27 protein-coding genes are annotated in these 26,085 nt (G+C 30.8%); 11 read left to right on the forward strand and 16 right to left on the reverse strand.

What is annotated here, in order from left to right; genetic code table 11:
• Positions 1–4 precede the first annotated feature (4 nt).
• Together OLM55_RS06525 and OLM55_RS06530 are read left to right on the forward strand one after the other, a co-directional pair.
• Positions 5–637: a DEAD/DEAH box helicase gene (locus tag OLM55_RS06525; protein ID WP_264558109.1), complete on the forward strand. Its 633-nt coding sequence runs from the start codon at positions 5–7 to the stop codon at positions 635–637.
• Between the two features lie 20 nt (positions 638–657).
• A complete protein-coding gene (locus tag OLM55_RS06530; protein ID WP_264558110.1) occupies positions 658–876 on the forward strand; it encodes a DUF2007 domain-containing protein in 219 nt (72 codons plus the stop codon).
• Positions 877–935: 59 nt separating this feature from the next.
• On the opposite strand, the gene OLM55_RS06535 is transcribed toward OLM55_RS06530, so the two are convergent.
• Positions 936–1,547 carry a YceI family protein gene (locus OLM55_RS06535; protein ID WP_264558111.1) on the reverse strand — a complete coding sequence of 204 codons (612 nt, stop codon included), beginning with the start codon at positions 1,545–1,547 and terminating at the stop codon, positions 936–938.
• A 191-nt stretch (positions 1,548–1,738) separates the two neighbouring features.
• Between OLM55_RS06535 and abc-f the strand changes: the two genes are divergently transcribed.
• Positions 1,739–3,376 (forward strand): ribosomal protection-like ABC-F family protein, encoded by a 1,638-nt coding sequence (abc-f, locus tag OLM55_RS06540; RefSeq protein WP_264558112.1) that lies wholly within the window; start codon positions 1,739–1,741, stop codon positions 3,374–3,376.
• A 51-nt stretch (positions 3,377–3,427) separates the two neighbouring features.
• Here abc-f and OLM55_RS06545 read toward each other — a convergent pair whose 3' ends face one another.
• From OLM55_RS06545 to OLM55_RS06560, 4 genes are read right to left on the reverse strand one after another with little or no spacing between them, the layout of a single operon-like run.
• The gene (locus OLM55_RS06545) at positions 3,428–3,877 is read right to left on the reverse strand and encodes a heme-binding domain-containing protein (protein ID WP_264558113.1); all 450 of its coding nucleotides are present in this window, start codon (positions 3,875–3,877) and stop codon (positions 3,428–3,430) included.
• Between the two features lie 55 nt (positions 3,878–3,932).
• Complete coding sequence (locus tag OLM55_RS06550) at positions 3,933–5,063, reverse strand: hypothetical protein (protein WP_264558114.1); 1,131 nt, start codon at positions 5,061–5,063, stop codon at positions 3,933–3,935.
• A gap of 6 nt (positions 5,064–5,069) precedes the next feature.
• The gene (locus tag OLM55_RS06555; RefSeq protein ID WP_264558115.1) at positions 5,070–6,035 is read right to left on the reverse strand and encodes a hypothetical protein; all 966 of its coding nucleotides are present in this window, start codon (positions 6,033–6,035) and stop codon (positions 5,070–5,072) included.
• A 3-nt stretch (positions 6,036–6,038) separates the two neighbouring features.
• Positions 6,039–6,572 (reverse strand): RNA polymerase sigma factor, encoded by a 534-nt coding sequence (locus tag OLM55_RS06560; RefSeq protein ID WP_264558116.1) that lies wholly within the window; start codon positions 6,570–6,572, stop codon positions 6,039–6,041.
• Between the two features lie 105 nt (positions 6,573–6,677).
• On the opposite strand from OLM55_RS06560, the gene OLM55_RS06565 reads away from it, so the two are divergent.
• From OLM55_RS06565 to OLM55_RS06585, 5 genes are all read left to right on the forward strand, one after another.
• On the forward strand, positions 6,678–7,556 hold the full coding sequence (locus OLM55_RS06565; RefSeq protein WP_264558117.1) for a PPK2 family polyphosphate kinase: 879 nt from the start codon (positions 6,678–6,680) through the stop codon (positions 7,554–7,556).
• Positions 7,557–7,568: 12 nt separating this feature from the next.
• A complete protein-coding gene (locus OLM55_RS06570; RefSeq protein WP_264558118.1) occupies positions 7,569–8,084 on the forward strand; it encodes a DUF421 domain-containing protein in 516 nt (171 codons plus the stop codon).
• Between the two features lie 83 nt (positions 8,085–8,167).
• Positions 8,168–9,553 carry an MATE family efflux transporter gene (locus OLM55_RS06575; RefSeq protein WP_264558119.1) on the forward strand — a complete coding sequence of 462 codons (1,386 nt, stop codon included), beginning with the start codon at positions 8,168–8,170 and terminating at the stop codon, positions 9,551–9,553.
• Positions 9,554–9,615: 62 nt separating this feature from the next.
• Entirely contained in the window at positions 9,616–9,846 is a 231-nt protein-coding gene (locus tag OLM55_RS06580; protein WP_264558120.1) for a hypothetical protein, read from the forward strand.
• 28 nt (positions 9,847–9,874) lie between these two features.
• Positions 9,875–10,246 (forward strand): hypothetical protein, encoded by a 372-nt coding sequence (locus tag OLM55_RS06585; protein WP_264558121.1) that lies wholly within the window; start codon positions 9,875–9,877, stop codon positions 10,244–10,246.
• 14 nt (positions 10,247–10,260) lie between these two features.
• Here the strand turns inward: OLM55_RS06585 and meaB are convergent, their stop codons facing one another.
• The gene (meaB, locus tag OLM55_RS06590) at positions 10,261–11,349 is read right to left on the reverse strand and encodes a methylmalonyl Co-A mutase-associated GTPase MeaB (RefSeq protein WP_264558122.1); all 1,089 of its coding nucleotides are present in this window, start codon (positions 11,347–11,349) and stop codon (positions 10,261–10,263) included.
• Positions 11,350–11,450: 101 nt separating this feature from the next.
• On the opposite strand from meaB, the gene OLM55_RS06595 reads away from it, so the two are divergent.
• Complete coding sequence (locus OLM55_RS06595; RefSeq protein WP_264558123.1) at positions 11,451–12,362, forward strand: AEC family transporter; 912 nt, start codon at positions 11,451–11,453, stop codon at positions 12,360–12,362.
• A 3-nt stretch (positions 12,363–12,365) separates the two neighbouring features.
• Positions 12,366–13,772, forward strand: coding sequence for an FAD-binding oxidoreductase (locus OLM55_RS06600; RefSeq protein WP_264558124.1), 1,407 nt, complete (start codon positions 12,366–12,368; stop codon positions 13,770–13,772).
• A gap of 28 nt (positions 13,773–13,800) precedes the next feature.
• Here OLM55_RS06600 and OLM55_RS06605 read toward each other — a convergent pair whose 3' ends face one another.
• From OLM55_RS06605 to OLM55_RS06650, 10 genes are all read right to left on the reverse strand, one after another.
• Positions 13,801–14,199, reverse strand: coding sequence for a hypothetical protein (locus tag OLM55_RS06605; protein ID WP_264558125.1), 399 nt, complete (start codon positions 14,197–14,199; stop codon positions 13,801–13,803).
• Complete coding sequence (locus OLM55_RS06610; RefSeq protein ID WP_264558126.1) at positions 14,200–14,772, reverse strand: hypothetical protein; 573 nt, start codon at positions 14,770–14,772, stop codon at positions 14,200–14,202.
• A gap of 85 nt (positions 14,773–14,857) precedes the next feature.
• Positions 14,858–18,217, reverse strand: a complete 3,360-nt coding sequence (gene secA, locus OLM55_RS06615) for a preprotein translocase subunit SecA (RefSeq protein WP_264558127.1) — start codon at positions 18,215–18,217, stop codon at positions 14,858–14,860.
• 84 nt (positions 18,218–18,301) lie between these two features.
• Positions 18,302–18,523 carry a DUF2795 domain-containing protein gene (locus OLM55_RS06620; protein WP_264558128.1) on the reverse strand — a complete coding sequence of 74 codons (222 nt, stop codon included), beginning with the start codon at positions 18,521–18,523 and terminating at the stop codon, positions 18,302–18,304.
• A 182-nt stretch (positions 18,524–18,705) separates the two neighbouring features.
• Positions 18,706–19,275 (reverse strand): cob(I)yrinic acid a,c-diamide adenosyltransferase, encoded by a 570-nt coding sequence (locus OLM55_RS06625; protein WP_264558129.1) that lies wholly within the window; start codon positions 19,273–19,275, stop codon positions 18,706–18,708.
• A 321-nt stretch (positions 19,276–19,596) separates the two neighbouring features.
• A complete protein-coding gene (locus OLM55_RS06630) occupies positions 19,597–20,286 on the reverse strand; it encodes an ABC transporter ATP-binding protein (protein ID WP_319800089.1) in 690 nt (229 codons plus the stop codon).
• 93 nt (positions 20,287–20,379) lie between these two features.
• Complete coding sequence (locus OLM55_RS06635) at positions 20,380–20,805, reverse strand: hypothetical protein (protein ID WP_264558130.1); 426 nt, start codon at positions 20,803–20,805, stop codon at positions 20,380–20,382.
• A complete protein-coding gene (locus OLM55_RS06640; protein WP_264558131.1) occupies positions 20,771–21,877 on the reverse strand; it encodes a hypothetical protein in 1,107 nt (368 codons plus the stop codon). The genes OLM55_RS06635 and OLM55_RS06640 overlap by 35 nt, the downstream gene beginning before the upstream one ends.
• A gap of 234 nt (positions 21,878–22,111) precedes the next feature.
• Positions 22,112–22,933, reverse strand: a complete 822-nt coding sequence (locus OLM55_RS06645) for an O-methyltransferase (protein WP_264558132.1) — start codon at positions 22,931–22,933, stop codon at positions 22,112–22,114.
• Between the two features lie 62 nt (positions 22,934–22,995).
• The gene (locus tag OLM55_RS06650; protein ID WP_264558133.1) at positions 22,996–24,855 is read right to left on the reverse strand and encodes an ABC-F family ATP-binding cassette domain-containing protein; all 1,860 of its coding nucleotides are present in this window, start codon (positions 24,853–24,855) and stop codon (positions 22,996–22,998) included.
• A 72-nt stretch (positions 24,856–24,927) separates the two neighbouring features.
• Between OLM55_RS06650 and OLM55_RS06655 the strand changes: the two genes are divergently transcribed.
• Positions 24,928–26,067 carry a glycosyltransferase family 2 protein gene (locus OLM55_RS06655; protein ID WP_264558134.1) on the forward strand — a complete coding sequence of 380 codons (1,140 nt, stop codon included), beginning with the start codon at positions 24,928–24,930 and terminating at the stop codon, positions 26,065–26,067.
• Positions 26,068–26,085 lie beyond the last annotated feature (18 nt).

Consider the following 26,085-nt stretch of genomic DNA (forward strand, 5'->3'; position numbering starts at 1 on the left):
AAAAATGAAATTAAAAAAAATAAACGAAGACTTACAAAAGGGGTTAATCTTACATGGATTAACAGAAGCAAATGAGCTGCAAAGAGATTCTTTTTCTACTATAAAAAGTGGAGTAGACTGTATTATTCAATCTGAAAGAAAATCTGGTAAAACAACAACAATTGTAATCAATGTATTACAAAAGTTAAAAAGCGAAGGCGAAGAATCGCCAAGAGCGCTAATTTATGTTCAGGACAAAGAACAAGTATTAGAAATGGTGCGTTTGTTTGACCAATTAGGAAAATTCAACAACCTAAGCGCTTATGGTGTTCATGAAAAAAGTGATTTAGACGATGATAAAAATCAAATTTCAATGGGTGTCGATGTGTTAATTGGTACTCCAAATAAATTAAATATGTTGTTTTCTACGGCTGGTTTTAATGTAAACCGACTTTTAATGGTTATTGTAGATGATGCGGATATTTTATTAAAAAACAGATATGATAGTGTTATTCTTAGAATGTCTGAAAGTATTGGTAAAGCACAACGAATTTTCTTTTGTAATGAAATTACTGATAAAGTAGAGTTCCTTTCAGAAAAAATAATGATTGAGCCTCTTTTTTTAGAAATTGAAAAAGATGAAGAAATTGAAGATTAGTTAATAAAAAAAATAGAAATATGGCAGTAGTAAAGATTTTTTCGGGAAGTGAAATTTTAGCAATTGGATTGCAACAAAAATTAGCGGAAATAGACATTTTTCCAGTTGTAAAAAACAATATGCAAGCTGCTAGAACAGCAGGTTTTGGAAACACAGGCTTAGCAGTTGAGTTGTTTATTGAAGAGCGTGAGTTGCCTTTAGCAGAACAAGTTATTGAAGATTATAAAATGAGTCTTTAAAACATAAAACAAAAGCCCTGAAATTTCAGGGCTTTTTTTATAAAATGTATTTTTTAGTTTTATTCAAAAAGAACAGAACCTTTAATATCTACAAGCTCCCAAGTTTTACTTACGCCATCTTTACCTTTGTGTAGATCAAAACAAGCTTCGTTAATTGCAGCAATTGCTTTTTCTCCACCAAATTCTACTAAATTAAGTGTAGAAGTTAAAGTAAATAATTTATTTTCATAAGTATATTCTGTTGCAATTTCTTTTGTTACATCATTCATTGTAAGAGTCATGTAACATTTTCCTTCTCTAAAGTTAAGTATTCCAGATAATAATTCTGTGTTTTTTAATGCACCAAAAAATATAGTTTTTAATTTTGAATCTCTATCTTCATTATCTGTAAACAAGCTACTTACAGGAATTGTAAATGCAGCACCTTCTAAAACTTCTTCGGGTGTTTCACCTGTTTTAATATCTTTTAATTCTATTGATTTAAAACTTCCAGCAACAGCAACTTTTTCTGTTGTTTTAAAACCAGTCCAGCTTACTTTAGTAGAATCTGTAATAATTGTTAAACCTGAAACTTCTGGAGTTGGTTCAACAACTGTTTCTGTTTGTTCTTCTTTTTTACAGCTAGTAGTAAAAAGTACTACTGCAAATGCAAATACTGCTATTTTTTTCATTTTGTTTTTCATTTTTAAATTTAATCAAAGATAAGAAGATATTTGAATGCAAGCAATTAACATAAGTTAAATCATTATAAAGTAGTTTATTTTGCAATTGCTTCATTTCGAAATTAAACTATCTTTGCAGCTTCAAAATTAATAGTTAATTGTCTTTTGACTTTTAACTTTAGACTTTTAACCTTTTTATAATGATTACAGTAAACGATATTGCAGTAGAATTTGGTGGAACTACACTTTTTAGTGAAGTAACTTTTGCCATTAATGAAAATGATAAAATTGCCTTAATGGGTAAAAATGGAGCAGGTAAATCTACGCTGCTTAAAATTGTTGCAGGTCAAAATAAACCCACTCGTGGAAATATTTCGGCACCAAAAGAAGCTGTAATTGCTTATTTGCCTCAGCATTTGTTGGCAAATGATGATTGTACGGTTATGGAAGAAACTTCAAAAGCGTTTGCTGAGGTTTTAGACATGAAAAAGGAAATTGATGAAATTAACGAACAATTAACGATTCGTACCGATTATGAAAGTGATGCATACATGAAATTGATTGAGCGCGTTTCTGAACTTTCTGAAAAATACTATGCTATTGAAGAAGTTAACTATGAAGCAGAAGTTGAAAAAGTATTAAAAGGCTTAGGTTTTGAACGTAAAGATTTGAGTCGTTCTACAAGTGAGTTTTCTGGAGGTTGGAGAATGCGAATTGAATTGGCAAAAATCTTATTAAAGAAACCCGATTTGATTCTATTGGATGAGCCAACCAATCACTTGGATATGGACAGTATTCAATGGTTAGAAGATTTCTTAGTTAATCAAGCCAAAGCGGTTATGGTAATTTCGCACGATAGAGCATTTGTAGATAATATTACCAATCGTACTATTGAAGTTACAATGGGAAGAATTTATGATTACAAAGCCAAATATTCTCATTATTTAGAATTAAGAAAAGACAGACGTGTGCACCAGCAAAAAGCATACGATGAACAACAAAAGTTTATTGCAGAAAATCAAGCTTTTATTGATCGTTTTAGAGGTACTTTCTCAAAAACAGAATCGGTGCAATCTAGAGTAAAAATGTTGGAAAAAATTGTTCCAATTGAAGTGGATGAAGTAGATAACTCGGCTTTAAAGTTGAAATTTCCACCTTCAGTGCGTTCTGGTCAATATCCAGTTGTAGTGAAAGATTTGCATAAAAGCTATGGTGATAAAGTTATTTTTAAAGACGCTAACATTGTAATTGAAAGAGGAGAAAAAGTTGCTTTTGTAGGAAAAAATGGAGAAGGAAAATCGACTATGATTAAGGCGATTATGAAAGAAATTGAAATCAATAGCGGTAGTGTAGAAATTGGTCACAACGCACAAATTGGTTATTTTGCTCAAAATCAAGCTTCATTATTAGATGAAAACGGAACTATTTTTGAAACCATAGACAGAATTGCGGTTGGTGATATTCGTACCCAAATTAAAAACATTTTAGGAGCGTTCATGTTCCAAGGTGATGATATTCAGAAAAAAGTAAAAGTACTTTCTGGTGGAGAAAAAACGCGTTTGGCAATGATAAAATTATTGCTAGAACCCGTTAACTTATTGATTTTGGATGAACCTTCTAATCACCTAGACATGAAAACGAAAGACATCATTAAAGATGCGTTACGTGATTTTGACGGAACATTAATATTAGTATCTCACGATAGAGATTTCTTAGACGGATTGGCTACAAAAGTTTTCGAATTTAAAGACAAAAGAGTTGTAGAACATTTTGAAGACTTGAATGGTTTCTTAGCCAATAAGAAAATGGAAAGCATGCGAGAATTAGAGAAGAAGTAATTGATATTTAAGTATAAAAAAGCTCCAAATTGGAGCTTTTTTATTGTAAGATTATTTCTTTATTCCTTTTTCAATTTCTTTAAAGTAACTGATTAAAGCAGTTTGTTGCGCTTCATCTAAAACGGCTTCTTTATGAAGTATAGTGTAGCTCGATAGCGGCATTTCACCCTTTTCAATCATTTCATAACTTTCTTCTAATTTATGCGCTTGTTTTTTTGCTGAATAATTTCCAAATTCAGAAAAATTTAAATGTTCTTTTCCTTCTTCAATATGATTCTTTACAAACCACCCAACAGGTTGCACATAAGTATATGCAGGATAAACACTTTGGTTTGAATGACAATCATAACACGAAGCTTTTATTTGCGTAGCAATTTCTGGAGATGTGTTGTTCATTACAAGAAAATCTAGTTTTTCATCCGCAACCGGATTCGTTTTATCAATTTGAAAAAATTGAATTGCAACAAGAACGACTAATAGACCAATAAGTATTTTTTTCATGACAGTAGAATTTGTAATAAAAGTAGTGATTTGTTTTATTTCTACAAACTCAAATCTATTTTACTTTTGCGCCACCCCATTCAACAAGTGTAAAACCTTTTCGTTCTGTTTTTGTTAAAATTTGTTCATTAATTGTGGTGAATTCTTCTAAACCATAATATTCCATGTAAACTCTAATAGAAGTTTCAGGTTTAGGATTTACATTTAGTTTTGCAATTTCATTACATGCATCATTTATCCTAAAATGAATAAAGTTGTATTCATTCTGTTCTAAAATGGGTAGCCAGAATTGAATAAATTCATTTGTTTCTTGGTTGTTTAAACCAATATGTTCCAGTTTTTCAATAAAAAAAGCAGTTAAATTTTCTTTAGAAATTACAAATCCGTCTTTGTATTGATAATGTTCTTCTGGTAATTGAACATCAGCATCCCAAAATAAAGAAGAGTAATTACGTTTCGTTTTGATATCAAATAGTTGTCCGCTAGGTTCTGCGATTACTTTCCAGTTTTTATCATATTTTGGAAAAGTAGTAAGTAATTTTCCGTTAACATTTAATGTTAGAGTAATTTCTGTTTTTTGAATTGGATATAAATAAATTACAGGTTTTCTATAAATGTTACCTTCAGGTACAGGAACAGCTTTTAAAGAGAAATCTAGTTTTTTTTCATTAGTAATTAAAACTTTTTTAATTTCATAACCCATTTTTGATATTTGTAAAACATCGTTTTTTCTTGCTTCTATGCTATAATTTCCTAAACTATCAGAAGTTGCGACAGTTTTAGCATTTAGGTTCATTATTATAGCGTCTTTAATTGGTACTTCTTCACAATCGACTATTTTTCCTGTAATTGTATTTATTTTTCCTTTTGTATTTGGTAAATAGGTTTCAGCATAAAGCAGATATAGCTTTGAGAGTTCTTTCTTAGAAATGTTTTTGGTTGTGACTTCAATTACACCATTTTGACCTTTATCTCCATATTTTAGAATTCCTTTATCTCCTTTTAAAACAGTAACACTTTCAATGTTTTTTGGGTCCATTTTTAGCGCTTCTTCATTAACTAATACATCGTTTAAAACAAATAATGTTTTTTGTTTTTCATTAATTTTCCAACCTGAGTTTTTGTCTTGAGAAAACAAAGTGGTTATTGAAAAAAATATAAATAGTATTGGTGTTACTTTTTTCATTGTGTTTTATTTCTTTGGTTTACCGTCTTTAGTAGTTATAATTACCACACCTTTTTTGCCTTTATCACCATATTCTTTTTCAGCATCTGCTTCTTGTAAGATTACGGTTTTAATGATGTTTTGTTTGGTTAGAGGCGCATAAGGACTTGTTGGGTTTGGCCCAAAAAGTTCTTGTTCAGAATATTGAACGCCGTTAATAATATATAATGGTTCTTTTAATACTATGATAGAATCCAATTGCGAACTGCTAATATTTCGAAGTTCTTTTTCGTTACTTGCTTCGCCATCTATAACTATTAGAGGAGCCGATTTTTTAGTTTGTGGAGTTTCATTTGAAGCTTCAATATCAAATTGCTCACGTTTTATTCCTTTTGCAGTTGCATATTTTGGGCTATTGGTTGATGCGGCATTAAAATAACCTCTAGATGTTAGTTCTTCTTCGTGATTTTTTCCAAACGGAATTAGTTCAATTTGTTCTTTAACTGCAACTTTGTCTTTTTTGTCAGCTCTTACATATGTCACAATTTCATCGTCATTTAAAATGTTGATTTCTTCTGGGTAAATTGTGGTTTTCTTTTTAATAGGATTAGTAGTTACTACAGTTTCACTACTTGGTTTATTGATTTGGTTGTCCAAAATTACATCAGCTTCTTCTGAACTAATAATTTGATTTTCTCGAGTTTCTACTAAAACTTCATTGCTTTCTAAAGGTTCTATTTTAGTTTCGTTTACAATTGTAGTCTTGTTTACTGTTTCAGTAGTTGTGTAAAATTGATACCCAATTGTTCCAACCAATACTATTGAAGCAGCAACTGCTATTTTTTTCCAGTTTGAAGTTTCTTTTTTAGCCACATTAGTGTCTAATTTTTCTTCTACACGTGCCCAAATTTTATCCATTCCTGGAAAGTCTTTTTGCTCAGCGTTTTCAGCTGCGTGTTTTATTTTGTTATATAATGTATCTTCTGTTCCCATGACTTATTTTGCTTTTTGATAGTAAAAAGTGTTTACCAATTCTTTTAATTTGCTTTTTGAAGCATTTAATTGCGATTTTGAAGTGCCTTCTGAAATTCCGAGTTGTTCGGCAATTTCTTTGTGGCTGAATCCTTCAATGACAAATAAACTGAAAATAGTTCGGCAACCTTCTGGAATATAATTTAAGAAATTTAGTAAATCAGCTTCTTCTAGTTCGGTAACTTCATCAGCTAAAGGTTGGTTGCTGTAACTTACTTCATCAATATACAAATTGAAGTTGATGTTTTTCTTCAGTTGTAATAAACATAAGTTTACTGTTATTTTTCGCGCCCAAGCTTCAAAAGCATAATCTTCTTTTAATTGCTCTATTTTGGTAAAGATGGTATAAAAAGCATCTGCCATTACTTCTTCTATATCTTCTTCCTTTTTAAGGTATCTCTTGCAGGTATAATACAACTTAGAACCCATTTGCTCATATAATAAGCGCTGGCCTTCTCTTTGTTGTTTTCTACAAGCTTGTATAATTTTTACATCCATTGTATGCTTTGCTTTCTTATATAGAGATTAAAAATTGGAAAAAGGTTGGGACGACCTTAAAATATTTTTTTAAAATTAAGTATATTTACTCAAACGCAATGCCAAATGAAAAATATTTCTATAGATTCTCTAAAAGTTTCAAGTACAATAAAGCTTGCTGATTTTCCGACTTTAATTGATGTAGCTACTTCTGAAAAGAAGAAAGAAAAGGAGTTACAAAAAATTAGAGAAAAGCTAAGTAAAATTCAAGATATGATGTATGCACATAATAAATATAGTGTGCTTATTTGTCTACAAGGAATGGATACTGCAGGAAAAGACAGTTTAATAAGAGAAGTTTTTAAAGAATTTAATGCCCGTGGAGTTGTGGTACATAGTTTTAAAACGCCAAATACTAATGAACTAGAGCACGATTTTTTATGGCGTCATTATTTGGCTTTGCCCGAAAAAGGAAAATTTTCCGTTTTTAATAGAACACACTATGAAAATGTATTGATTACAAGAGTTCATCCTGAATATATTGTAAATGAAAATATTCCTGGTATTGATAAAGTTGATGATATTACTCCAGAATTTTGGGAAAACAGATTTGAAAGCATTAATGCATTTGAAAAGCATGTTGCTTCAAATGGGGTTATTATTTTGAAATTCTTTTTGCATTTAAGTAAAGAAGAACAACGTCAACGATTATTACGTCGTTTAGAAAAAGAAAAGCACAATTGGAAATTTTCTCCAGCCGATTTAAAAGAAAGACTACTTTGGGAAGATTATCAAAATTGTTATGAAGAAGCGATTAATAAAACTTCAAAACCTCATGCGCCTTGGTTAATTATTCCTGCCGATAATAAAGAAACCGCACGTTATTTAGTTGCTAAATCTATTTTAGAAGAATTAGAGAAATATGAATTTCATTATCCAGAGTTAGATCAGGAAATTCAGGATAATATAAAAATGTATCACGACAAGTTAGCAAGTGAAAAGTAGAATTCAATTAAGATGGAAAATTATTTAGACATTATTTTTAGAAGTATTTCGGTTTATTTGTTTTTGGTAATTGTATTACGTTTTTTTGGTAAAAAAGAACTTTCTCAATTAAACACTTCAGATGTTATACTTGTCCTTTTATTGAGTAACTCTGTTCAAAATGCTATGGTTGGTAATAATTCTTCCTTGTTAGGCGGTTTACTTGCAGCAACTTCTTTATTTTTAATTAACTTTATTTTTAAGAAAATAGTAGTAAAATCAGCATTTTTCAAGCAGTTGATTAGTGACAAACCAGAAATTTTAATTCATAATGGTGTAATTGAGTTTAAGACTTTAGCAAGATTAGGTATCACTTCTGAGGAACTACAAGAATCGATGCGAGAACACGGAATTCAGTTTTATAAAGATGTTAAATTGGCTATTTTTGAAATTGATGGTAATATTAGTTTTATCTCTGGTGAGAATTCAAATTTAAAAAGAAGTGTTCACAAGAGAAAAATTCGTAAAAATTTAGGTAATTTAAATTGAAATATTAGGTTATGGATTACTCATTAACTAAGACCTATTACGTTTAAAAAAATGTCTACCTTTGCAACCAAATTGCAAAAAAAATGACTTTATCTACTTACACAAAAGAGTTTTCTTATAATTTAAGACTGGCCTATCCTATTATTTTAGGAATGTTAGGTCATACGGTTGTAGGAATTGTAGATAATATCATGGTTGGTAAATTGGGACCAACTGAATTAGCTGCTGTTTCTCTAGGAAATAGTTTTGTGTTCATTGCTATGTCGTTAGGAATTGGTTTTTCTACTGCTATTACGCCACTTGTTGCTGAAGCAGATGGAAGAAAAGATGTTGAAGGTGGAAGAAGTGTATTTCATCACGGATTGTATTTATGTACGATTTTAGGAGCTGCTTTATTTGTGATTATATTTTGTTCAAAGCCACTTATTTCTTTCATGGGTCAGCCCGAAAATGTGGTGGAATTGGCAAAACCTTATTTAGATATAGTTGCTTTTTCGTTAATTCCATTAATTATGTTTCAAGCGTATAAGCAATTTGCCGATGGAATGAGCGAAACGAAACTATCTATGTGGGCAACTATAATTGCAAATATTGTAAATGTAGTCTTGAATTATTTATTGATTTACGGAATTTGGTTTTTCCCAGAATTAGGAATCGTAGGTGCTGCCATTGGAACTATCGTTTCGCGATTTGTAATGTTAGGTTACATGCATTATATGATGAATTTAAGAGAACGTTTTCATCCGTACTTTAAAGGATTCAGCTTAAAAGAAATCAAAAAATCAGTCAATATTCAAATCATAAAATTAGGAACACCATCGGCAATGCAAATGTTTTTTGAAGTTGCCTTGTTTACTGGTGCCATTTGGCTTTCAGGACGATTAGGAACCACGAGTCAAGCTGCCAATCAAGTTGCATTGAGTTTAGCTTCCTTTACGTTTATGTTTGCCATGGGATTAAGTGTTGCGGCAATGATTAGAGTAGCCAACCAAAAAGGATTAGAAGATTATAAACAATTGCGTTTAGTTGCGGTTTCCATTTTCTTATTAGGCGGAATTATGGCCGTTGGGTTTGCTTTAGTATTTATGTTGTTTCATGTAGAGTTACCAAAACTTTTTGTTGACATGAAAGATGCTTCAACGTTGGCAGAAAATACAGAAGTAGTGACTATTGCGGCACAATTATTATTAGTTGCTGCCGTTTTTCAAATATCCGATAGTTTACAAGTTGTTGCACTAGGAGCTTTACGTGGATTACAAGATGTAAAAATTCCTATGTACATGACATTTGTAGCCTATTGGATTGTAGGATTTCCTATTTCTATTTACTTAGGGCTCTATACTTCATTAGGAGCATCAGGAATATGGATTGGGCTTTTAGCCGGATTAACTACTGCATCTGTTTTATTATTTATCCGATTTAATTATCTTACCAAAAAAATGATTAAAACTCAAGATCAAGCTCAATAGTAAAAATAAAGATCAAGTTAAAGAAATAAACGAATACACAAATAATCAAATAAATATAGAATATGAACTTACCAAAATTTGTAATAGGCGATAATACTGACTTTCCAGAAGATATATTTGTAATCCACTTAGATTTTCCCCAATTTATCATTAACTTAAAAGATGATGAGGTTGAGTTTTTAGAAGATATTTCTGCAGAAGACGAAAGGGAATTAGAAACAGAAATGGAACATTTAATTACGCTTGCAGAAGAATTCTACGATAGAGAAATGGAACGTTACGAGAAGGCTTAGTTAGTTTTTAGTTACGAGTAGTTACTTTATGAAGACTTACCAAGAGAAATGTTTGATTAATCAAATAAAGTTTTATTGTAGTGAATTAGTTGATTTTAATTCAAAACTTGAAGTTAGAACTTTAAAAGTATACAAACATAAAAGAATAAAAGGTTTATTAAAATATAAAAAATTCTATCTCTATCTAATTGAAAATGATTGGTTGAATTATAGAGAAAGTTGTTTAGATGTTTTTTTAATTAGTGATTTGATTATCAAAAAAGATTTCATTGGAGTTGTCGAAACTCAATATTTGTCAAATGGTTTAACAGAAGAAAAATTGATTGAATTTTATAAAATTAGTAGATTTTGGAAAAAGTTTTTAATTTCAAAATATAATTCAATAGCGACTAATTACTAATCACTTTTCCCTGTTTACTCTTTCCCAAAATACTTTTCCAATAAAATTTGAGCGGCTGCAAAAGGTGAAACTTCATTATTTTGCACCGCTTTTTTGTTTTCTTCAAGAAGCGTTATAATTTCAGGATGGTTATAAAAATGTGTTTTTAATTGCTCGTTAATGGTTTCCATCATCCAAAATTGGTTTTGCTCTTGGCGTTTGTTTTGAAAATGATGGTTTCCTTTTGCTAATTCAAAATAGTCGGTTATCAATTGCCAAACGTTGTCAATTCCGTTTTTTTCAATAGCGCTACAAGTGGTTACTTTTGGCATCCAACCGCTTTTTTTAGCAGGAAACATGTGTAAAGCTCTATTAAATTCAGTTTTAGCTAATTTCGCTTTTGCCATATTATCCCCGTCGGCTTTATTAATTACAATAGCGTCTGCCATTTCCATAATACCACGTTTAATACCTTGTAATTCATCGCCTGCACCAGCAATTTTCAATAATAAAAAGAAATCCACCATACTGTGAACAGCAGTTTCACTTTGGCCGACGCCAACGGTTTCAATAATAATCGTATCAAAACCACAAGCTTCACATAAAATAATGGCTTCACGTGTTTTACGAGCCACGCCGCCTAAACTATCTCCAGAAGCACTTGGACGAATAAACGCATTTTCATCTTTTACCAATTCTTCCATTCGGGTTTTATCTCCCAAAATACTACCATGACTAATAGAACTACTTGGGTCAACCGCTAAAACAGCCACTTTTTTTCCTAAAGACGTTAAATGTTTTCCAAAAGCTTCAATAAACGTACTTTTTCCAACACCAGGAACGCCAGTAATTCCTATTCGGACTGATTTATTAGCATGTGGTAAACATCCTTGTATAACTTCGGTTGCTTTTTCTAAATGTGAAATATTAGTGCTTTCTACTAAAGTTATAGCGCGACTCAAAGCGGTTTTGTCACCTTTTAAAATAGCATCAATTAATTCAGTTGCGGAAGGTTGTTTTCTTCTAAATTGCTGAATTTGTTTTGCAACAGCATTACTCACCGCTTCGGGTTGGTTAATGCCGTTTACTTCTGATAAAGCCGATTTGTTTTTTGGTTCTTCCAAAGTTTTTGAGTCTTTGTGTAAAAGTACGAAATTTTTGAAAAAATTAAACTTTCATTCTAATAATCAAATAATGCTTTTAACTTTGTATTTCAGTAAAAAGTATGGACAATATTATATTAATTTTTCTTTGTTTGTTTACAGGAATTGTTTTTCAATACATAAAAGCATTTCCTACCAACATGCATGTTTCGTTAAACCAATTTGTAATTTACGTTTCTTTGCCTGCTTTGGCATTGTATTATATTCCTAAAATTGAAATTTCTACAGCGCTTTTATACCCGCTTGGAATTGCTTGGTTAGGTTTTGGATTGTCTTTTTTGTTTTTTTATAGTATTGGTAAATATTACGGTTGGTCTAAAAAACTTATTGGCTGCCTTGTATTGACTGCAGGATTAGGAAACACATCTTTTGTTGGTTTTCCAGTTATTGAGGCTCTATATGGCTCTAAAGGATTGGAAACGGCGATTATTATAGATCAACCCGGTTCGTTTGTGGTTATGGCAACATTAGGGATTTTAGTAGCAACAATGTTTTCAAGAGACGCTTCAAATCCACAATCGATTCTAACTAAGATTTTACTGTTTCCGCCTTTTATCGCTTTTGGAATTGCCATTATTATCAATATTTTAAAAGTTGACTTTCCAGAAGAATTACAAACCGTTTTTCATAGAATAGGCGATACCGTTACACCAATTGCTTTAATTGCCGTTGGTTTACAACTTAAAATTGAACGAAAGAGCAAACATTTTGGCTTTTTAGGATTAGGCTTATTTTTCAAATTAATCATTACTCCGGCATTCTTTTATATTTTCTATAAAAAAGTTTTAGGCGGAACCGGATTAATGATCGATGTTTCTATTTTAGAAGCTGGAATGGCGCCTATGATTACAGGAACCATTTTAGCATCAAATTACGGATTGAAACCTAAATTAAGTAGTATGATGGTAGGTGTGGGAATTCCGTTATCTTTTGTAACTTTAGCTTTTTGGTATTGGGTATTAATTACTTTTTAAATTATGGTAAATTTAGATCAAAATATTATTTCTTCTTTACAGAATATTGTGGGTGCTTCATTTGTTTTTACAGATGAAGAAACACGAAAAGACTACGGACATGATGAAACGGAAGATTATAATTTTCCGCCACATGTTGTGGTAAAACCTGCAAACACATTAGAAATTTCTGAAATAATGAAGTTGGCTAATGCCAATGCAATTCCGGTTGTTCCTATAGGAGGAAGAACAGGTTTAAGTGGTGGTGCATTATCTATTCTTGGAGGAATTGGTCTTTCTATGGAGCGATTGAATAAAATTTTGTCTATTGATGAGCAAAACCTTCAAGTGATAACGGAACCCGCTGTAATTACTCAAGTTTTAAAAGAAGCGGTTTTAGAAAAAGGTTTGTTTTATCCGGTGGATCCAAGCAGTATGGGAAGCTGTTTTATTGGTGGAAATATTGCTGAAAATTCGGGTGGTGCAAGAGCTGTGAAATATGGTGTTACCAAAGATTATGTATTGAATTTAGAAGTGGTTTTGCCTAATGGTGAAATTATTTGGACTGGAGCTAATACATTAAAAAACTCAACAGGTTATAATTTAACGCAATTGATGGTGGGTAGCGAAGGAACACTAGGAATTGTTACCAAAATTGTTTTAAAACTTTGGCCAAAAAACAACCATAATGTATTAATGTTGGTTCCTTTTTATAAATCAGAGCAAGCTTGTGAAGCTGTTTCTGCTATTTTTAGAGCCGGAATTGTTCCAAGTGCTTTAGAGTTTATGGAACGTGATGCTTTAGATTGGACCATGAAATTTATTGATGGTGTAAGTGTCCCAATTAAAGAGAATATACAAGCGAATTTATTGATTGAGGTAGATGGAAATTATCCGGATGTTTTATTTCAAGAAGCCGAAAAAATAATGAATGTAGTGGAAGCTTTTGAAATTGATGAGGTTTTATTTGCCGATACAGAAGAACAAAAAAACGCGCTTTGGAAAATGCGTAGGGCAGTTGGAGAAGCCGTGAAATCGAATTCTGTTTATAAAGAAGAAGATACGGTTGTGCCAAGATATGAATTACCTACTTTACTAAAAGGAGTGAAAGAAATTGGAAATAAATACGGATTTCAGTCGGTTTGTTATGGTCATGCTGGTGATGGAAATTTACATATTAATATTGTAAAAGGAGAAATGACAGACGAGAATTGGAAAACTGATGTGCCAAAAGGAATTACTGAAATTTTCGAATTAACAGTAGCTTTAAAAGGAACTCTTTCAGGTGAACACGGAATTGGTTATGTTCAAAAGGATTACATGCCAATTGCCTTTAGTAATATGGAATTGCAATTAATGAAAGGAATTAAAAAAGTATTTGATCCAAATAATATTTTAAATCCTGGAAAGATTTTTCCAGATGATGTATAAAAAAAAGACCTCAATTTGAGGTCTTTTTTTATTTTCCTAAATACTCCAATAATATTGGATCTGCATTTTTAAACGTTGGCGCTTGTTCAATTATACTGACCGCTTTTTTCTTATTAATTTTCAGCGTAATATCTGCTTCAGTAGTAAACAACAAACCTGTGAAAAATGGATTTGTGAAATAAGGCTTTAATTCAGATTCTAAATTTTCAATTTCATGAACAGATGTTATTTCATGCTTTTCACCATCATATATTTTTTTAGTATGAGTGCATTTTAATACATTATTTTCTACTATTAATTTTATGTAAATGTTTTGTAGTTCAGGTTTTCCAATCGTTTTTGCCAAAGTCAATTTTGCAAATGTACCTTTAGAAATACTTTCATGAACTGCTTTGAAAAATGCAGTATATGTGATGTTGTTTTCCATTTATAAACCTAATTCAGCTTTTACTTTTTCATCAAAAAGCATAGAAAACAATTTGTTCTCTTTGTCTTTGTTTAAAAATTTCCATTTGTTGTTTGTTAACTCATCTGCAACTGCGATTAAAGTAGAACGCAATTTTATTCTAAAAGCATTTTTTTCTTTATCATAAGTAACTTCTTCCGCTTCCATTGATGATTTAAAAATATCAGTCATCATTTCTCCATCTTCCATAGGCTCATTAAAAGTCATTTCCATTACATTGTCATGGTCAACTAAGCAAAAAGTTTGTTTTCCTATTTTTTTAATTTCCCCAAATTCAAAATTTGGTTCAACTTGAACTAATTTGATAGTAAACTGCTCATTAGACATCATTTGTTCAAACATTTCTTTCATTTGCTCTTTTGGAATAATGTCAAAAACTTTTGGATATGTAGTTTCAAAAATGGCATCATAATTCATGTTTGCAGATGATATATATGCTTTTTTTGCATCTACCTTTAAAGTAGTCATGTCTTGCGCTATTGCAGAAAATGTTGTGCTTATTAAGAAAGCAACAAGTAAAATTGATTTTTTCATTATTTATGTTTTTTCAAATATAAAAAATCCTCAACTCTTTTTATGATGTTGAGGATTTTTTTTATTAAATATTATTTGAGTTGATTTATTCGTTTACTAAAACCCATTCTCCAGAAGCCAACATAGATTCCGCTTTTTTGAATTTCATAGTTTCGCTTTTTCCACTCATTACATGCTTAATAGTAACCGTATCATTACGATTAATTTTTGGCATTTCTCTAGTAATAGTTTCCGTTACTTGAGGTTTGTTTTGAGCTTGCTGACCAGCTTCTCTATTACGAGCGGCTAATTCATCACTATTTAAAACTTCTTCTTTAGATTCAGTATAATTTCCTTTTTGAGAAACTTGTTTTGCTTCACTAATTTCATTAGGATTTTGAGATGGTAAATCTGCTTTAAATAAGAACGAAATTACTTCTCTATTTACATTATCCATCATTTTTTTGAATAAGTTGAAAGCTTCAAACTTATAAATTAATAAAGGATCTTTTTGTTCGTGAACTGCCAACTGAACAGATTGTTTCAACTCGTCCATTTTGCGAAGGTGCTTTTTCCAAGCTTCATCAATAATAGCAAGTGAAACATTTTTCTCAAAATCAGTAATTAATGATTTTGCTTCTGTTTGGTAAGCCTTCTCTAAGTTAGTAACAATGTTTAACGATTTAATTCCGTCAGTAAATGGAACTACAATTCGTTCATATTTACCGTTGTTGTTCTCGTATACATTTTTAACAACAGGGAAAGCTTCTTTTGCATTTCGCGCAATTTTATCAGTGTAATGAGCTAAAACCGCTTTATATGTTTTTGCTGTAATTTCAGTTTCTGAAAGTTTTGCAAATTCACTTTGTGAAACTGGCGCACTGATTGAGAAATTACGAATTAATTCAAATTCATAATTTTTATAATCATTTACTGTTTTATTTTCTTGAACAATGATTTCACTTGTGTCGAACATCATGTTAGCTATGTCAACATTTAAACGCTCACCATGTAAAGCATGTCTTCTTCTTTTGTAAACAACTTCACGTTGAGCATTCATTACGTCATCATATTCTAATAAACGTTTACGAATACCAAAGTTGTTTTCTTCTACTTTTTTCTGAGCTCTTTCAATAGACTTAGTCATCATTGAATGTTGAATTACTTCACCTTCTTCAAGACCCATTCTATCCATAACTTTCGCAACACGTTCAGAACCAAATAAACGCATTAAGTTATCTTCCAAAGAAACGTAGAATTGTGAACTACCCACATCTCCTTGACGACCTGCACGACCTCTTAACTGACGGTCAACACGACGAGAATCATGACGTTCTGTTCCTACAATTGCTAAACCACCAGCAGCTTTTACTTCGGCAGATAGTTTAATGTCGGTACCACGACCGGCCATGTTTGTTGCAATTGTTACTACTCCAGGGTTACCAGCTTCGGCAACAATTTCTGCTTCGCTTTTGTGCATTTTTGCATTCAATACGTTATGGTTAATTCCACGCATTTTAAGCATTCTGCTCAATAATTCAGAAATTTCTACTGAAGTTGTTCCAATTAATACCGGACGACCTGATTGTGATAGTTTTACAACATCTTCAATAACTGCGTTGAATTTTTCACGAACTGATCTATAAATTAAATCTTCTTTATCTTTTCTTGCAATAGGTTTATTTGTTGGAATTTCTACAACATCTAATTTGTAAATTTCCCAAAACTCACCTGCTTCTGTAACAGCTGTTCCTGTCATACCAGCAAGTTTGTTGTACATTCTAAAGTAATTTTGAAGTGTTACCGTTGCAAAAGTTTGTGTAGCAGCTTCAATTTTTACATTTTCTTTAGCTTCGATTGCTTGGTGTAAACCATCAGAATAACGACGACCGTCCATGATACGACCTGTTTGTTCGTCAACAATCATTACTTTATTGTCCATAATTACATATTCGGTATCTTTTTCAAATACCGTATATGCTTTTAACAATTGAGTAAGTGTATGAATACGCTCAGATTTAATTGAGAAATCTTTGTATAAATCTTCTCTTTTTTCTGCCTCCTCTTCCGTTGAAAGACCTAATTTTTCAATTTTTGCAATTTCAGTTCCAATATCTGGTAAAACGAAAAAGTTGTTTTCTGTATCTTGAGATAAAAACTGAATTCCGTTATCTGTTAATTCAACTTGATTGTTTTTTTCTTCAATAACAAAGTATAAAGCCTCATCAATTTTTGGCATTTCTCTGTTATTGTCTTGCATGTATTGGTTTTCTGTCTTTTGAAGTAATTGTTTAATTCCTTCTTCCGATAAAAACTTAATTAATGCTTTATTTTTAGGTAATGCTCTGTAAGTTCTTAATAAATAAAAACCTCCGTCTTTTGTATTACCTTCTTTAATTAACCTTTTTGCTTCGATTAAACACTCGTTAGCTAATTTACGTTGTAAACCAACTAAGTTTTCTACTTTTGGTTTTAATTCTAAGAATTCATGACGATCTCCTTGAGGAACCGGTCCAGAAATAATTAATGGCGTACGAGCATCATCAATTAATACCGAATCGACCTCATCGACAATTGCATAATTGTGTTTGCGTTGTACTAAATCTTCTGGTGAGTGCGACATGTTATCTCTCAAATAATCGAAACCGAATTCGTTATTTGTTCCATAAGTAATGTCTGCATTATAAGCTTTTCTACGTTCTTCAGTGTTTGGTTTGTGATTGTCAATACAATCTACAGTTAAACCATGAAATTCAAATAGAGGTGCTTTCCAAGTGCTATCACGACGTGCTAAGTAATCATTTACAGTTACTAAGTGAACTCCGTTACCGGTCAATGCATTCAAATACATTGGTAAAGTTGCAACTAATGTTTTCCCTTCTCCTGTTTGCATTTCAGCAATTTTACCTTGATGCAATACTACACCACCAATTAACTGAACATCATAATGAATCATGTCCCAAGTAATAGGTTTTCCTGCAGCATCCCATGAGTTAGCCCAATTGGTTTCGTCTCCAACAATTGTAATGTATGGTTTTGTTGCAGATAACTCTCTGTCTTTTGCCGTTGCAGTAACAGTAATAGTTGTATTTTCTTTAAATCTACGAGCTGTTTCTTTTAAAACGGCGAACGCTTCAGGAAGAATATCGTTTAATACTTTTTCAGAAAGCTCATAAGCTTCTTTTTCAACAGCATCAATTTCTACATAAATATCTTCACGAGCATCTATGTCTTGCGTAGTTTCAGCTTCAGCTTTTAAAGCAGCAATTTTATTATCTTTTTCTAGTCTAGCTTCTTTTATTAATGCTTTGAATTCATGAGTTTTTGCTCTTAATTCATCATTTGATAAAGCGGCAAGTTTAGACTCAAAAGTCTTTACTTTATTTACTAGTGGCTGAATAGCCTTTATATCTTTTTGGGACTTATCGCCCACAAACATTTTTAATACAGAATTTACTAAACTCATTTTTATTTTTTTCTATAATGGTTAACAAATGTACACAAAAAAAAGCCTCAATAGGAGACTTTTTTATGTTGTATTCTTTATCTTTTAATACTCGTCCTCATTCCAAAGGTAATCTTCGTCAGTTGGATAATCGGGCCAAATTTCTTCGATAGACTCATAGATTTCACCTTCGTCTTCAATAGACTGTAAGTTTTCTACCACCTCAAGAGGTGCACCAGTTCTAATGGCATAGTCGATAAGTTCATCTTTGGTAGCTGGCCAAGGTGCATCACTTAAATATGACGCTAATTCTAATGTCCAATACATCTTATATCGATTTTAGTTTTTGCAAAAGTAATTTTAATACTTAAAAAAGCAATTTTTTTTAGTGTTTTTCTTTAAATTTAAGAACGTTTTATTTTAAGATTCAATATTTTACCTTTATTCTAACGGATTTAGGTTGAAATATTTGATTTTTTTTTTGAATACTTGTGCAGTAAAAAAGATTCTTATTTTCTAGGAATCCATTGTACTTCATCTGCGTTTAAATCTAAAGACAACTTTCGTGCCAACACAAAAAGATAGTCAGAAAGTCGGTTTAGGTATTTAATTACAAACTCATCTGTAGGCTCTATGTCATTTAAATGGGTTGCTAAACGCTCTGCTCTACGACAAACACACCTTGCAATATGACAATATGACACAATTGTGTGTCCTCCTGGTAAAACAAAATGTGTCATTGGCGGAAGGCTTTCTTCCATAATGTCAATTTCGTTTTCTAGATATTCTATGTCTTTTTCTTGAATTCCTAAGTTTTGTAATCTTTGTTGTCCGTTTTTCAATGTTTCTTTTTCTGGTGGTGTTGCCAAAATTGCACCAACTGTAAAAAGACGATCTTGAACTTCAATTAAAACGTTTTTATAGAGAGTGTTTATGTCTTGGTCGCGAATTAAACCTATGTGAGAATTTAACTCGTCTACAGTTCCATAACTTTCTATGCGAATATGGTGTTTTGGTACACGTGTGCCTCCAAAAAGAGCAGTTGTTCCTTTATCGCCTGTTTTTGTATATACTTTCATATTTTTTGAGTAGCTTTTTATTTTTTCTTAGTTCCCTTAATGTTGAAAGTCTTTCTGTGATTTAAGTTAGTAGAACCTTTTTTGTATACTAAACGCAAAAGAATATATAAAAAGACTAATATTCCGACTAAGTAAAACATATTCATTTTAAATTTTATCAAAGATAGCCTAAAGCTTATAAAAGAAAAAATGATTTATTTGATAGCCCTGATGGGAATGGCATCCTTTTTTTATAAAAAAAAGATATAATGAACAGCAGGAATAAAGCAATCAAATACAATACAAACTATTCGCTTTAAATACATATTAAGAAACTAATAATTATCTATTTTTTACATCGCTTTCAATAACACCATCGCGAAGACGAATAATTCTATGAGCATGAGCAGCAATATCTTCTTCATGAGTTACTAGAATAACCGTATTTCCATTGGCATGAATGTCGTTAAAAAGACCCATAATTTCTACAGAAGTTTTACTGTCTAAGTTTCCAGTAGGTTCATCAGCAAGAATAATTGATGGTTTGTTTACCAAAGCACGACCAACAGCTACACGTTGACGTTGTCCACCTGAAAGTTGATTGGGTTTATGGTCCATTCTATCGGCTAGTCCAACCTGAGTTAGTACTTCAGTGGCTCTTTCGTTTCTTTCGGCTTTAGAAAAACCTGCATAAACCATTGGTAAAGCTACATTGTCTAAAGCTGTAGTTCTTGGCATTAAATTAAATGTTTGAAAAACGAAACCAATTTCTTTATTTCTAATTTCGGCTAATTCTTCATCTTGCATTTCACTTACATGCTTTCCATTTAAAACATAAGTTCCACCAGTCGGGGTGTCTAAACAACCTAATAGGTTCATAAGTGTAGATTTTCCAGAACCTGAAGGTCCCATTAAAGCTACATATTCTCCTTTGTTTATAGTTAAATCTATTCCTTTTAAAACATGTACAATTTCATTTCCAAGTGGAAAATCTCTAGTGATATTTTTAATTTCGATTATTGGTTGTGCCATTTCTGTATAGAATTTAGAATTTAGAATTCTGAAAATTTGAATTCTTAACTAAACATAAGTAGAAAAAGAGGTGGTTTTGTTACAAAGCACAATTTATATTTTATCTAAGTAGGAAATTTGATTAGTTATTTCGCGTGCATTTATTTTTATTATAGTATCAATTTGTTTGTTATTTGCAACAATAATTTTAGTTTCGTTAAAAAATGGTTCTTTTGAATTTATTAAAGTAAAGTTTTCATTCATGCCTTTTTTTAACTCAGATATATCTAATACTGCACCAGAAGCATTAATAACATAATAGCAATTTTTGTTACTTTTATTAGATTGAAAATAGTGGTAAAAATATTTATTGCAACTATGACATCCTTGTTCGCTAATTACTATAATTTTATTTGCCTTTTTTGGAATTGTAATTTGTTTATTTTGAAAAAGTTGAACGGTTTCATTAGCATATTTTTCTTCTTTACAAGAAATGAATAAGAAACTACATAGTAAAAAGAGTATAGATTGTTTTTTCATCTGTTGATTTTTTTAAATTCTCCATTAATATTCCTTCGTTAGTAATTAATACTGAGCTCCCACAATAGGTTTTGTCTTTAAAAGCTATTTCATTTACTTTATTAAAATTTAAATCGTATTTAATAATAGAAAATGGATACTCTGATATATGAATATCTTCCCCATTTACATTTAAATTCATGACCAAATAAATAAAATTATCATGTACAACAACCTTGTTAATAAATCCATATTTTGAATATAATTCATGATAATCTTTAGAGAAAGCCTTTTTTTCTAGAGTAAAGGCCTTTACGCCTATATTTGTATATGAAGAATTGATTTTAACTTTATCTATTAATTGTAGAGTACTTCTATCATAAATAAACAAAAAATTTGAATAACCAGACATAACATACAATTTGTCTTTGTAAGCATAAAAACTTGTCATTTCAAAATATTGCAGTGGTTTTGAAGATAGGTTTTTGTAGAAAATACCTCCATATTGATATTCTCTTTTTTTTGAATCGAAAATGTTTTTAATCTTAAGATGTTTTGGTTTGTAAAAGGCGTCTTCATAATACGTTTTGTATTCTTTGTCTGTATAACCTCTCCAATCGCAAAAAAAGAGCAACTCTTTGTAATTGTCAGAAAAATTAGTATTTTGAAGCAATAGGTAAGTATAAACATCTGTCCCAACTTCCCTTTTTAAAGGAATAGTTTCGTTTATTATACCTGCTGAATTAGTAAGGTACAAGGTGTTAAAACCTAAAACACAAATACTATCTTTGTTATGAATAACAATTTTATCAATATTTATTTGATTTTCATTAAAGCTTTGTAGTGGAATTTCATATTCAAAATCTCCGTTTAAATCAAAAATTTTAATTGTTTTATGCGTTACAGGGTCAGCAATGTAAAAATATTCCTTTTGATCATTTGGGTCTTTAAAAGTGCCTCTAAATTTTATTTGCGAGGCAAAATTAGTTTTAAATGTAACTTCTTTTAGGAATGTTATTTCTTTTTTATCACAACTAATTGTAAATAGAAATATAATTAGTAATAAACTGCTTTTTTTTATATTGTTTACCATTTGTTAAATAAATTAAATAGGCTTAAGAATTGATGATTTAAACAATTTTCTTAAGCCTATTATATTTTTCTTATTATTCTATTGAAAAAGGGTATGCTTAAACTTCCTTGTATAGCAATTGCATCACAAATAAAAAAAAAAAACGATTTATTTTATATAAAAATAAAGTTTAACTTTAAGTACATTTTTTCTGTAAATAATTTTATGTAATAAGTATACTGTTGAAATTCAATTTTATAGCCTTATTTTTTCAAAAATAAAAGAACTTAAAGTTTTATTTGGGTTGATGACGAAGTGTTCTTTTTTTTGTTCTTTTCTAAAGAAAACTATTCCCCACTGAAAAGTATCAATTGTAACGGTAACTTGTGGATGGTTTTTTATAATTTCCCATGCATCTTCCATGTCTTTTGACCAATGAATGTCGTCAAAAATCCAAACAGAATCATTTGTGATTGTTGGTAATAGAAGTTCAAAATACTCTAAAGTAGCTTTTTTAGAATGATTGCCGTCGAAATAGATAAAGTCGAAAGTCGAAAGTCGAAAGTCACAAGAATTCAAATAGCTTGAGAATTCAGTCTTAATGAATTCAATATTGTTAAATCCAAACTTTTGACTTTCCTCTTTTGACTTTTGACTTGTGGAAGGACAACCTTCCAATGTGGTAATATTTGCCTTTGAATTCCCAAGCGATAGAGCAGAAGAAGCTAAACCTAATGACGTTCCAATCTCTAAAATTTGTTCAGGTTGAAAATAGCGGACAATTCTAAATAAAAGTTCGGCGTTTTTTGATGTTATTCCCGCTGTTTTTGCAATTTTTGAAACTTCTCTTGTGTTGGATTTGAAAATTCTAGAACCTGCACCAAAATCGGTTACTTCAATAGTGTTTTTATTTTCTAAAAGCGAATTTCTATAGTTTTTTAAAACTTCATATTCAGAATAATTAGTTGTATCGTGAAAACATTTGGTAACCAAATCATATACAAATGGCGAATGCACTCCGTGTTCGTTTTTGGAGTTAAAAAGAAATTTTATATAGGATTTTATTAGATGTTTCATTAAACACGAATTTCACGAATTTCACGAATTAATTAGTGCTAATTCGTGAAATTTGTGTTTTTTTATTCAATTTTAGCCGAAAGTTCAAACCAACGTTCTTCTTTAGTTTCTATTTTTTTAATAATATTTTGTAATTCGTTTGCCTTTTTTTCAATGGCGTCGTCTGCTACTTTTCCATCAGAGAACAATTGTTCAATTTTAGCTTTTTCGAATTCTAAATCTTTGATTTCTCTTTCAATTTTTTGATATTCTTTTTGTTCGTTGAAAGTTAAACCAGTCGTGACATTTTGCTGTTTCCAATCTTTTTTATCGGCTTTATTGTCTTCTTTTTGTTGCACATCTGCCGAATCTTCATACGCTCTAAAATCGGAATAATTTCCTGGAAAATCTTCTACTTCTCCCGCACCTCTGAAAACAAATAAATGGTCTACAATTTTATCCATGAAATACCTGTCGTGAGAAACAACTAATAAATTTCCAGGGAAATCTAATAAGAAACTTTCCAATACATTTAACGTTACGATATCTAAGTCATTTGTAGGCTCATCCAAAATTAAAAAGTTAGGATTCTGAATCAAAACCGTACATAGATATAAACGTTTCAATTCTCCACCACTTAATTTATCTACAAAATCATATTGTTTTTTGGCGTCAAATAAAAAGCGTTCTAATAATTGCGAAGCCGAAATAATTTTCCCTTTGGTAAGTGGAATATATTCTCCATATTCTTTAATAATGTCAATTACTTTTTGACCTGGTTTTGGATTGATTCCACTTTGCGTATAATAGCCAATTTTTATCGTATCACCCACAATTACCTTTCCAGAATCTGGCGGTATTGTTTGCGTCATTATGTTTAAGAAAGTTGATTTTCCTGTTCCGTTTTTACCAATAATTCCAATACGTTCTCCACGTTGAAAAGCATAAGAGAAATCATCTAAAATTACTCTATCTTTGAAACTTTTGTTCAGCTTCACCAATTCGATAATTTTGCTTCCCATTCGTTCCATGTTGATTTCCAATTCAACTACATTTTCTTTTCTACGACTTTCGGCTTTTTCTTTTATTTTGTAAAAATCATCTTGACGCGATTTTGATTTGGTAGTTCTAGCCTTAGGTTGTCTTCGCATCCAAGCTAATTCTTTTACGAATAAGTTTTGTGCTTTATCTATACTTGCGTTTTCAGAAGCAATTCGTTCTTCTTTTTTCTCTAAATAATAAGAATAATTTCCTTTATATTGGTATAATTTTCCGTTGTCTAATTCGATGATTTCGTTACAAACGCGTTCTAAGAAGAAACGGTCGTGTGTAACCATGAAAAGAGTAATGTTCTCTTTAGCAAAATAACTTTCCAACCATTCAATCATTTCTAAGTCTAAGTGATTGGTTGGTTCATCTAAAATCAGTAAATCAGGACGACTAATTAAGATGATAGCTAAAGCTAAACGTTTTTTTTGTCCACCAGAAAGACCTTTTACTTTTACTTTTAAATCTTCTAATTTAAGTTTAGAAAGGATTTGTTTGTATTGTGTTTCAAAATCCCAAGCATTGTGTCGATCCATATCATCAAAAGCTCGTTGATACACTTCTTCATCTTCTGGGTTTTCTAAAGCTTTTTCGTAGCATTCAATTACTTTTAGAATTTCATTGTCTGAAGCAAAAATACTTTCTTCAATTGTTAATTCATCTTGTAAATTATTATCCTGTGATAGAAAAGCCATTTTGATTTCCTTGCGAACAATAACCTGGCCAGTATCGGGCTCGTCAAAACCATTCAACATATTCATTATAGTTGTTTTTCCAGAGCCATTTTTGGCAATAAAAGCTATTTTTTGGTCTTTGTTAATTCCAAACGAAATGTTTTCAAACAAAACACGTTCGCCATAAGCTTTTGATATATTTTCGACTGATAAGTAATTCACTGCGATTTATTTTTTGCAAAAGTAACATTTTCAAATTTTCAAATTACCACAATTTCATATTATATTTGTCAAATGCAACTATCTGTAATAATTCTCAACTATAATGTGCGCTTTTTTTTAGAGCAATGTGTTTTTAGTGTTCAAAAAGCATTAGAAAATATTGAAGGCGAAATCATTGTAGTCGACAATAATTCTTCTGATGATAGTTGTGCGATGATGAAAGAGAAATTTTCTAATATAAAACTCATCGAGAATAAAGAAAATTTAGGATTTCCAAAAGGCAATAATATTGGCGTTGCAGAAGCAAAAGGAGAATATATTTGCATCTTAAATCCAGATACTGTTGTCGCAGAAGATACTTTTATTAAAATACTGAGTACTAAAAACTGGCAACTGAACACGGGTATTGTAGGCTGTAAACTTATCGACGGAACAGGAAATTTCCTACCAGAAAGCAAGCGTGGTGTACCAACTCCTTGGGTGGCTTTTACAAAGATTTTCGGATTGTATAAATTATTTCGAAATTCCAGTTGGTTTAATCAATATTATGCACAACACTTATCTGAAAATCAATCAGGTGAAGTAGATATTTTAGTTGGTGCTTTTATGGTAATGAAGCGCAATTTGTATCTTGAAGTTGGCGGATTTGATGAAAATTGCTTTATGTATTCAGATGATATTGATTTGAGTTTCATGATTAAGAAATTAGGCAAACAAAATTATTATTTTGCAGACACAACGGTTATTCATTATAAAGGAGAAAGTACAATTCGCGACGGTTTATACATGAAACGCTTTCGCGAAGCCATGCAGTTTTTTTATAAAAAACATTTTAAAAAATCAGTTTTTTTTGATGTAATGATGAAAATGGGTGCTTTTGTTTTTAGTTTGATTAAAAAAAATCAGCAAAAAGAGGTACAAGATATAATTGACGAATGTGTGGTCTTTAGTAAAGATGAATTTGAATTAAATTTGAATAAAAAAACAACTTATTTAAATGAATTAGGTCTTTTTAAAAACGACAAAACGCTCAATATTGAAGTAATTTTTAATGTAAATTCATTTACATTTAAGGAAATTATTCATTTTATGGAATTGAATAAATCAAGTAATATTACATTTAAAAATCATGTATTTTCGAGTGATTTCATGATAGGAAGTAATAGTAGTAATGATAGAGGTAAAGTGATTTTAATTGAGAATTTGAAATAATAAATAAAATTATGCAAT

Origin of the sequence: Flavobacterium sp. N2270 (assembly GCF_025947225.1) — a bacterium.
GTDB lineage: Bacteria > Bacteroidota > Bacteroidia > Flavobacteriales > Flavobacteriaceae > Flavobacterium.

Bases quoted from the DNA above. Each gene is read 5' to 3' on its own strand.
- OLM55_RS06620 (WP_264558128.1), bottom strand. From the start codon at position 18,523: ATGTATTGGACATTAGAATTAGCGTCATATTTAAGTGATGCACCTTGG.
- OLM55_RS06585 (WP_264558121.1), top strand. From the start codon at position 9,875: ATGAAGACTTACCAAGAGAAATGTTTGATTAATCAAATAAAGTTTTAT.
- OLM55_RS06575 (WP_264558119.1), top strand. From the start codon at position 8,168: ATGACTTTATCTACTTACACAAAAGAGTTTTCTTATAATTTAAGACTG.
- OLM55_RS06570 (WP_264558118.1), top strand. From the start codon at position 7,569: ATGGAAAATTATTTAGACATTATTTTTAGAAGTATTTCGGTTTATTTG.
- OLM55_RS06600 (WP_264558124.1), top strand. From the start codon at position 12,366: ATGGTAAATTTAGATCAAAATATTATTTCTTCTTTACAGAATATTGTG.
- OLM55_RS06605 (WP_264558125.1), bottom strand. From the start codon at position 14,199: ATGGAAAACAACATCACATATACTGCATTTTTCAAAGCAGTTCATGAA.
- OLM55_RS06525 (WP_264558109.1), top strand. From the start codon at position 5: ATGAAATTAAAAAAAATAAACGAAGACTTACAAAAGGGGTTAATCTTA.
- OLM55_RS06625 (WP_264558129.1), bottom strand. From the start codon at position 19,275: ATGAAAGTATATACAAAAACAGGCGATAAAGGAACAACTGCTCTTTTT.
- OLM55_RS06610 (WP_264558126.1), bottom strand. From the start codon at position 14,772: ATGAAAAAATCAATTTTACTTGTTGCTTTCTTAATAAGCACAACATTT.
- OLM55_RS06545 (WP_264558113.1), bottom strand. From the start codon at position 3,877: ATGAAAAAAATACTTATTGGTCTATTAGTCGTTCTTGTTGCAATTCAA.
- OLM55_RS06640 (WP_264558131.1), bottom strand. From the start codon at position 21,877: ATGGTAAACAATATAAAAAAAAGCAGTTTATTACTAATTATATTTCTA.
- OLM55_RS06550 (WP_264558114.1), bottom strand. From the start codon at position 5,063: ATGAAAAAAGTAACACCAATACTATTTATATTTTTTTCAATAACCACT.
- OLM55_RS06595 (WP_264558123.1), top strand. From the start codon at position 11,451: ATGGACAATATTATATTAATTTTTCTTTGTTTGTTTACAGGAATTGTT.
- abc-f (WP_264558112.1), top strand. From the start codon at position 1,739: ATGATTACAGTAAACGATATTGCAGTAGAATTTGGTGGAACTACACTT.
- OLM55_RS06535 (WP_264558111.1), bottom strand. From the start codon at position 1,547: ATGAAAAAAATAGCAGTATTTGCATTTGCAGTAGTACTTTTTACTACT.
- OLM55_RS06655 (WP_264558134.1), top strand. From the start codon at position 24,928: ATGCAACTATCTGTAATAATTCTCAACTATAATGTGCGCTTTTTTTTA.
- OLM55_RS06555 (WP_264558115.1), bottom strand. From the start codon at position 6,035: ATGGGAACAGAAGATACATTATATAACAAAATAAAACACGCAGCTGAA.
- OLM55_RS06530 (WP_264558110.1), top strand. From the start codon at position 658: ATGGCAGTAGTAAAGATTTTTTCGGGAAGTGAAATTTTAGCAATTGGA.
- secA (WP_264558127.1), bottom strand. From the start codon at position 18,217: ATGAGTTTAGTAAATTCTGTATTAAAAATGTTTGTGGGCGATAAGTCC.
- OLM55_RS06580 (WP_264558120.1), top strand. From the start codon at position 9,616: ATGAACTTACCAAAATTTGTAATAGGCGATAATACTGACTTTCCAGAA.
- OLM55_RS06635 (WP_264558130.1), bottom strand. From the start codon at position 20,805: ATGAAAAAACAATCTATACTCTTTTTACTATGTAGTTTCTTATTCATT.
- OLM55_RS06565 (WP_264558117.1), top strand. From the start codon at position 6,678: ATGAAAAATATTTCTATAGATTCTCTAAAAGTTTCAAGTACAATAAAG.
- OLM55_RS06560 (WP_264558116.1), bottom strand. From the start codon at position 6,572: ATGGATGTAAAAATTATACAAGCTTGTAGAAAACAACAAAGAGAAGGC.
- OLM55_RS06645 (WP_264558132.1), bottom strand. From the start codon at position 22,933: ATGAAACATCTAATAAAATCCTATATAAAATTTCTTTTTAACTCCAAA.
- OLM55_RS06630 (WP_319800089.1), bottom strand. From the start codon at position 20,286: ATGGCACAACCAATAATCGAAATTAAAAATATCACTAGAGATTTTCCA.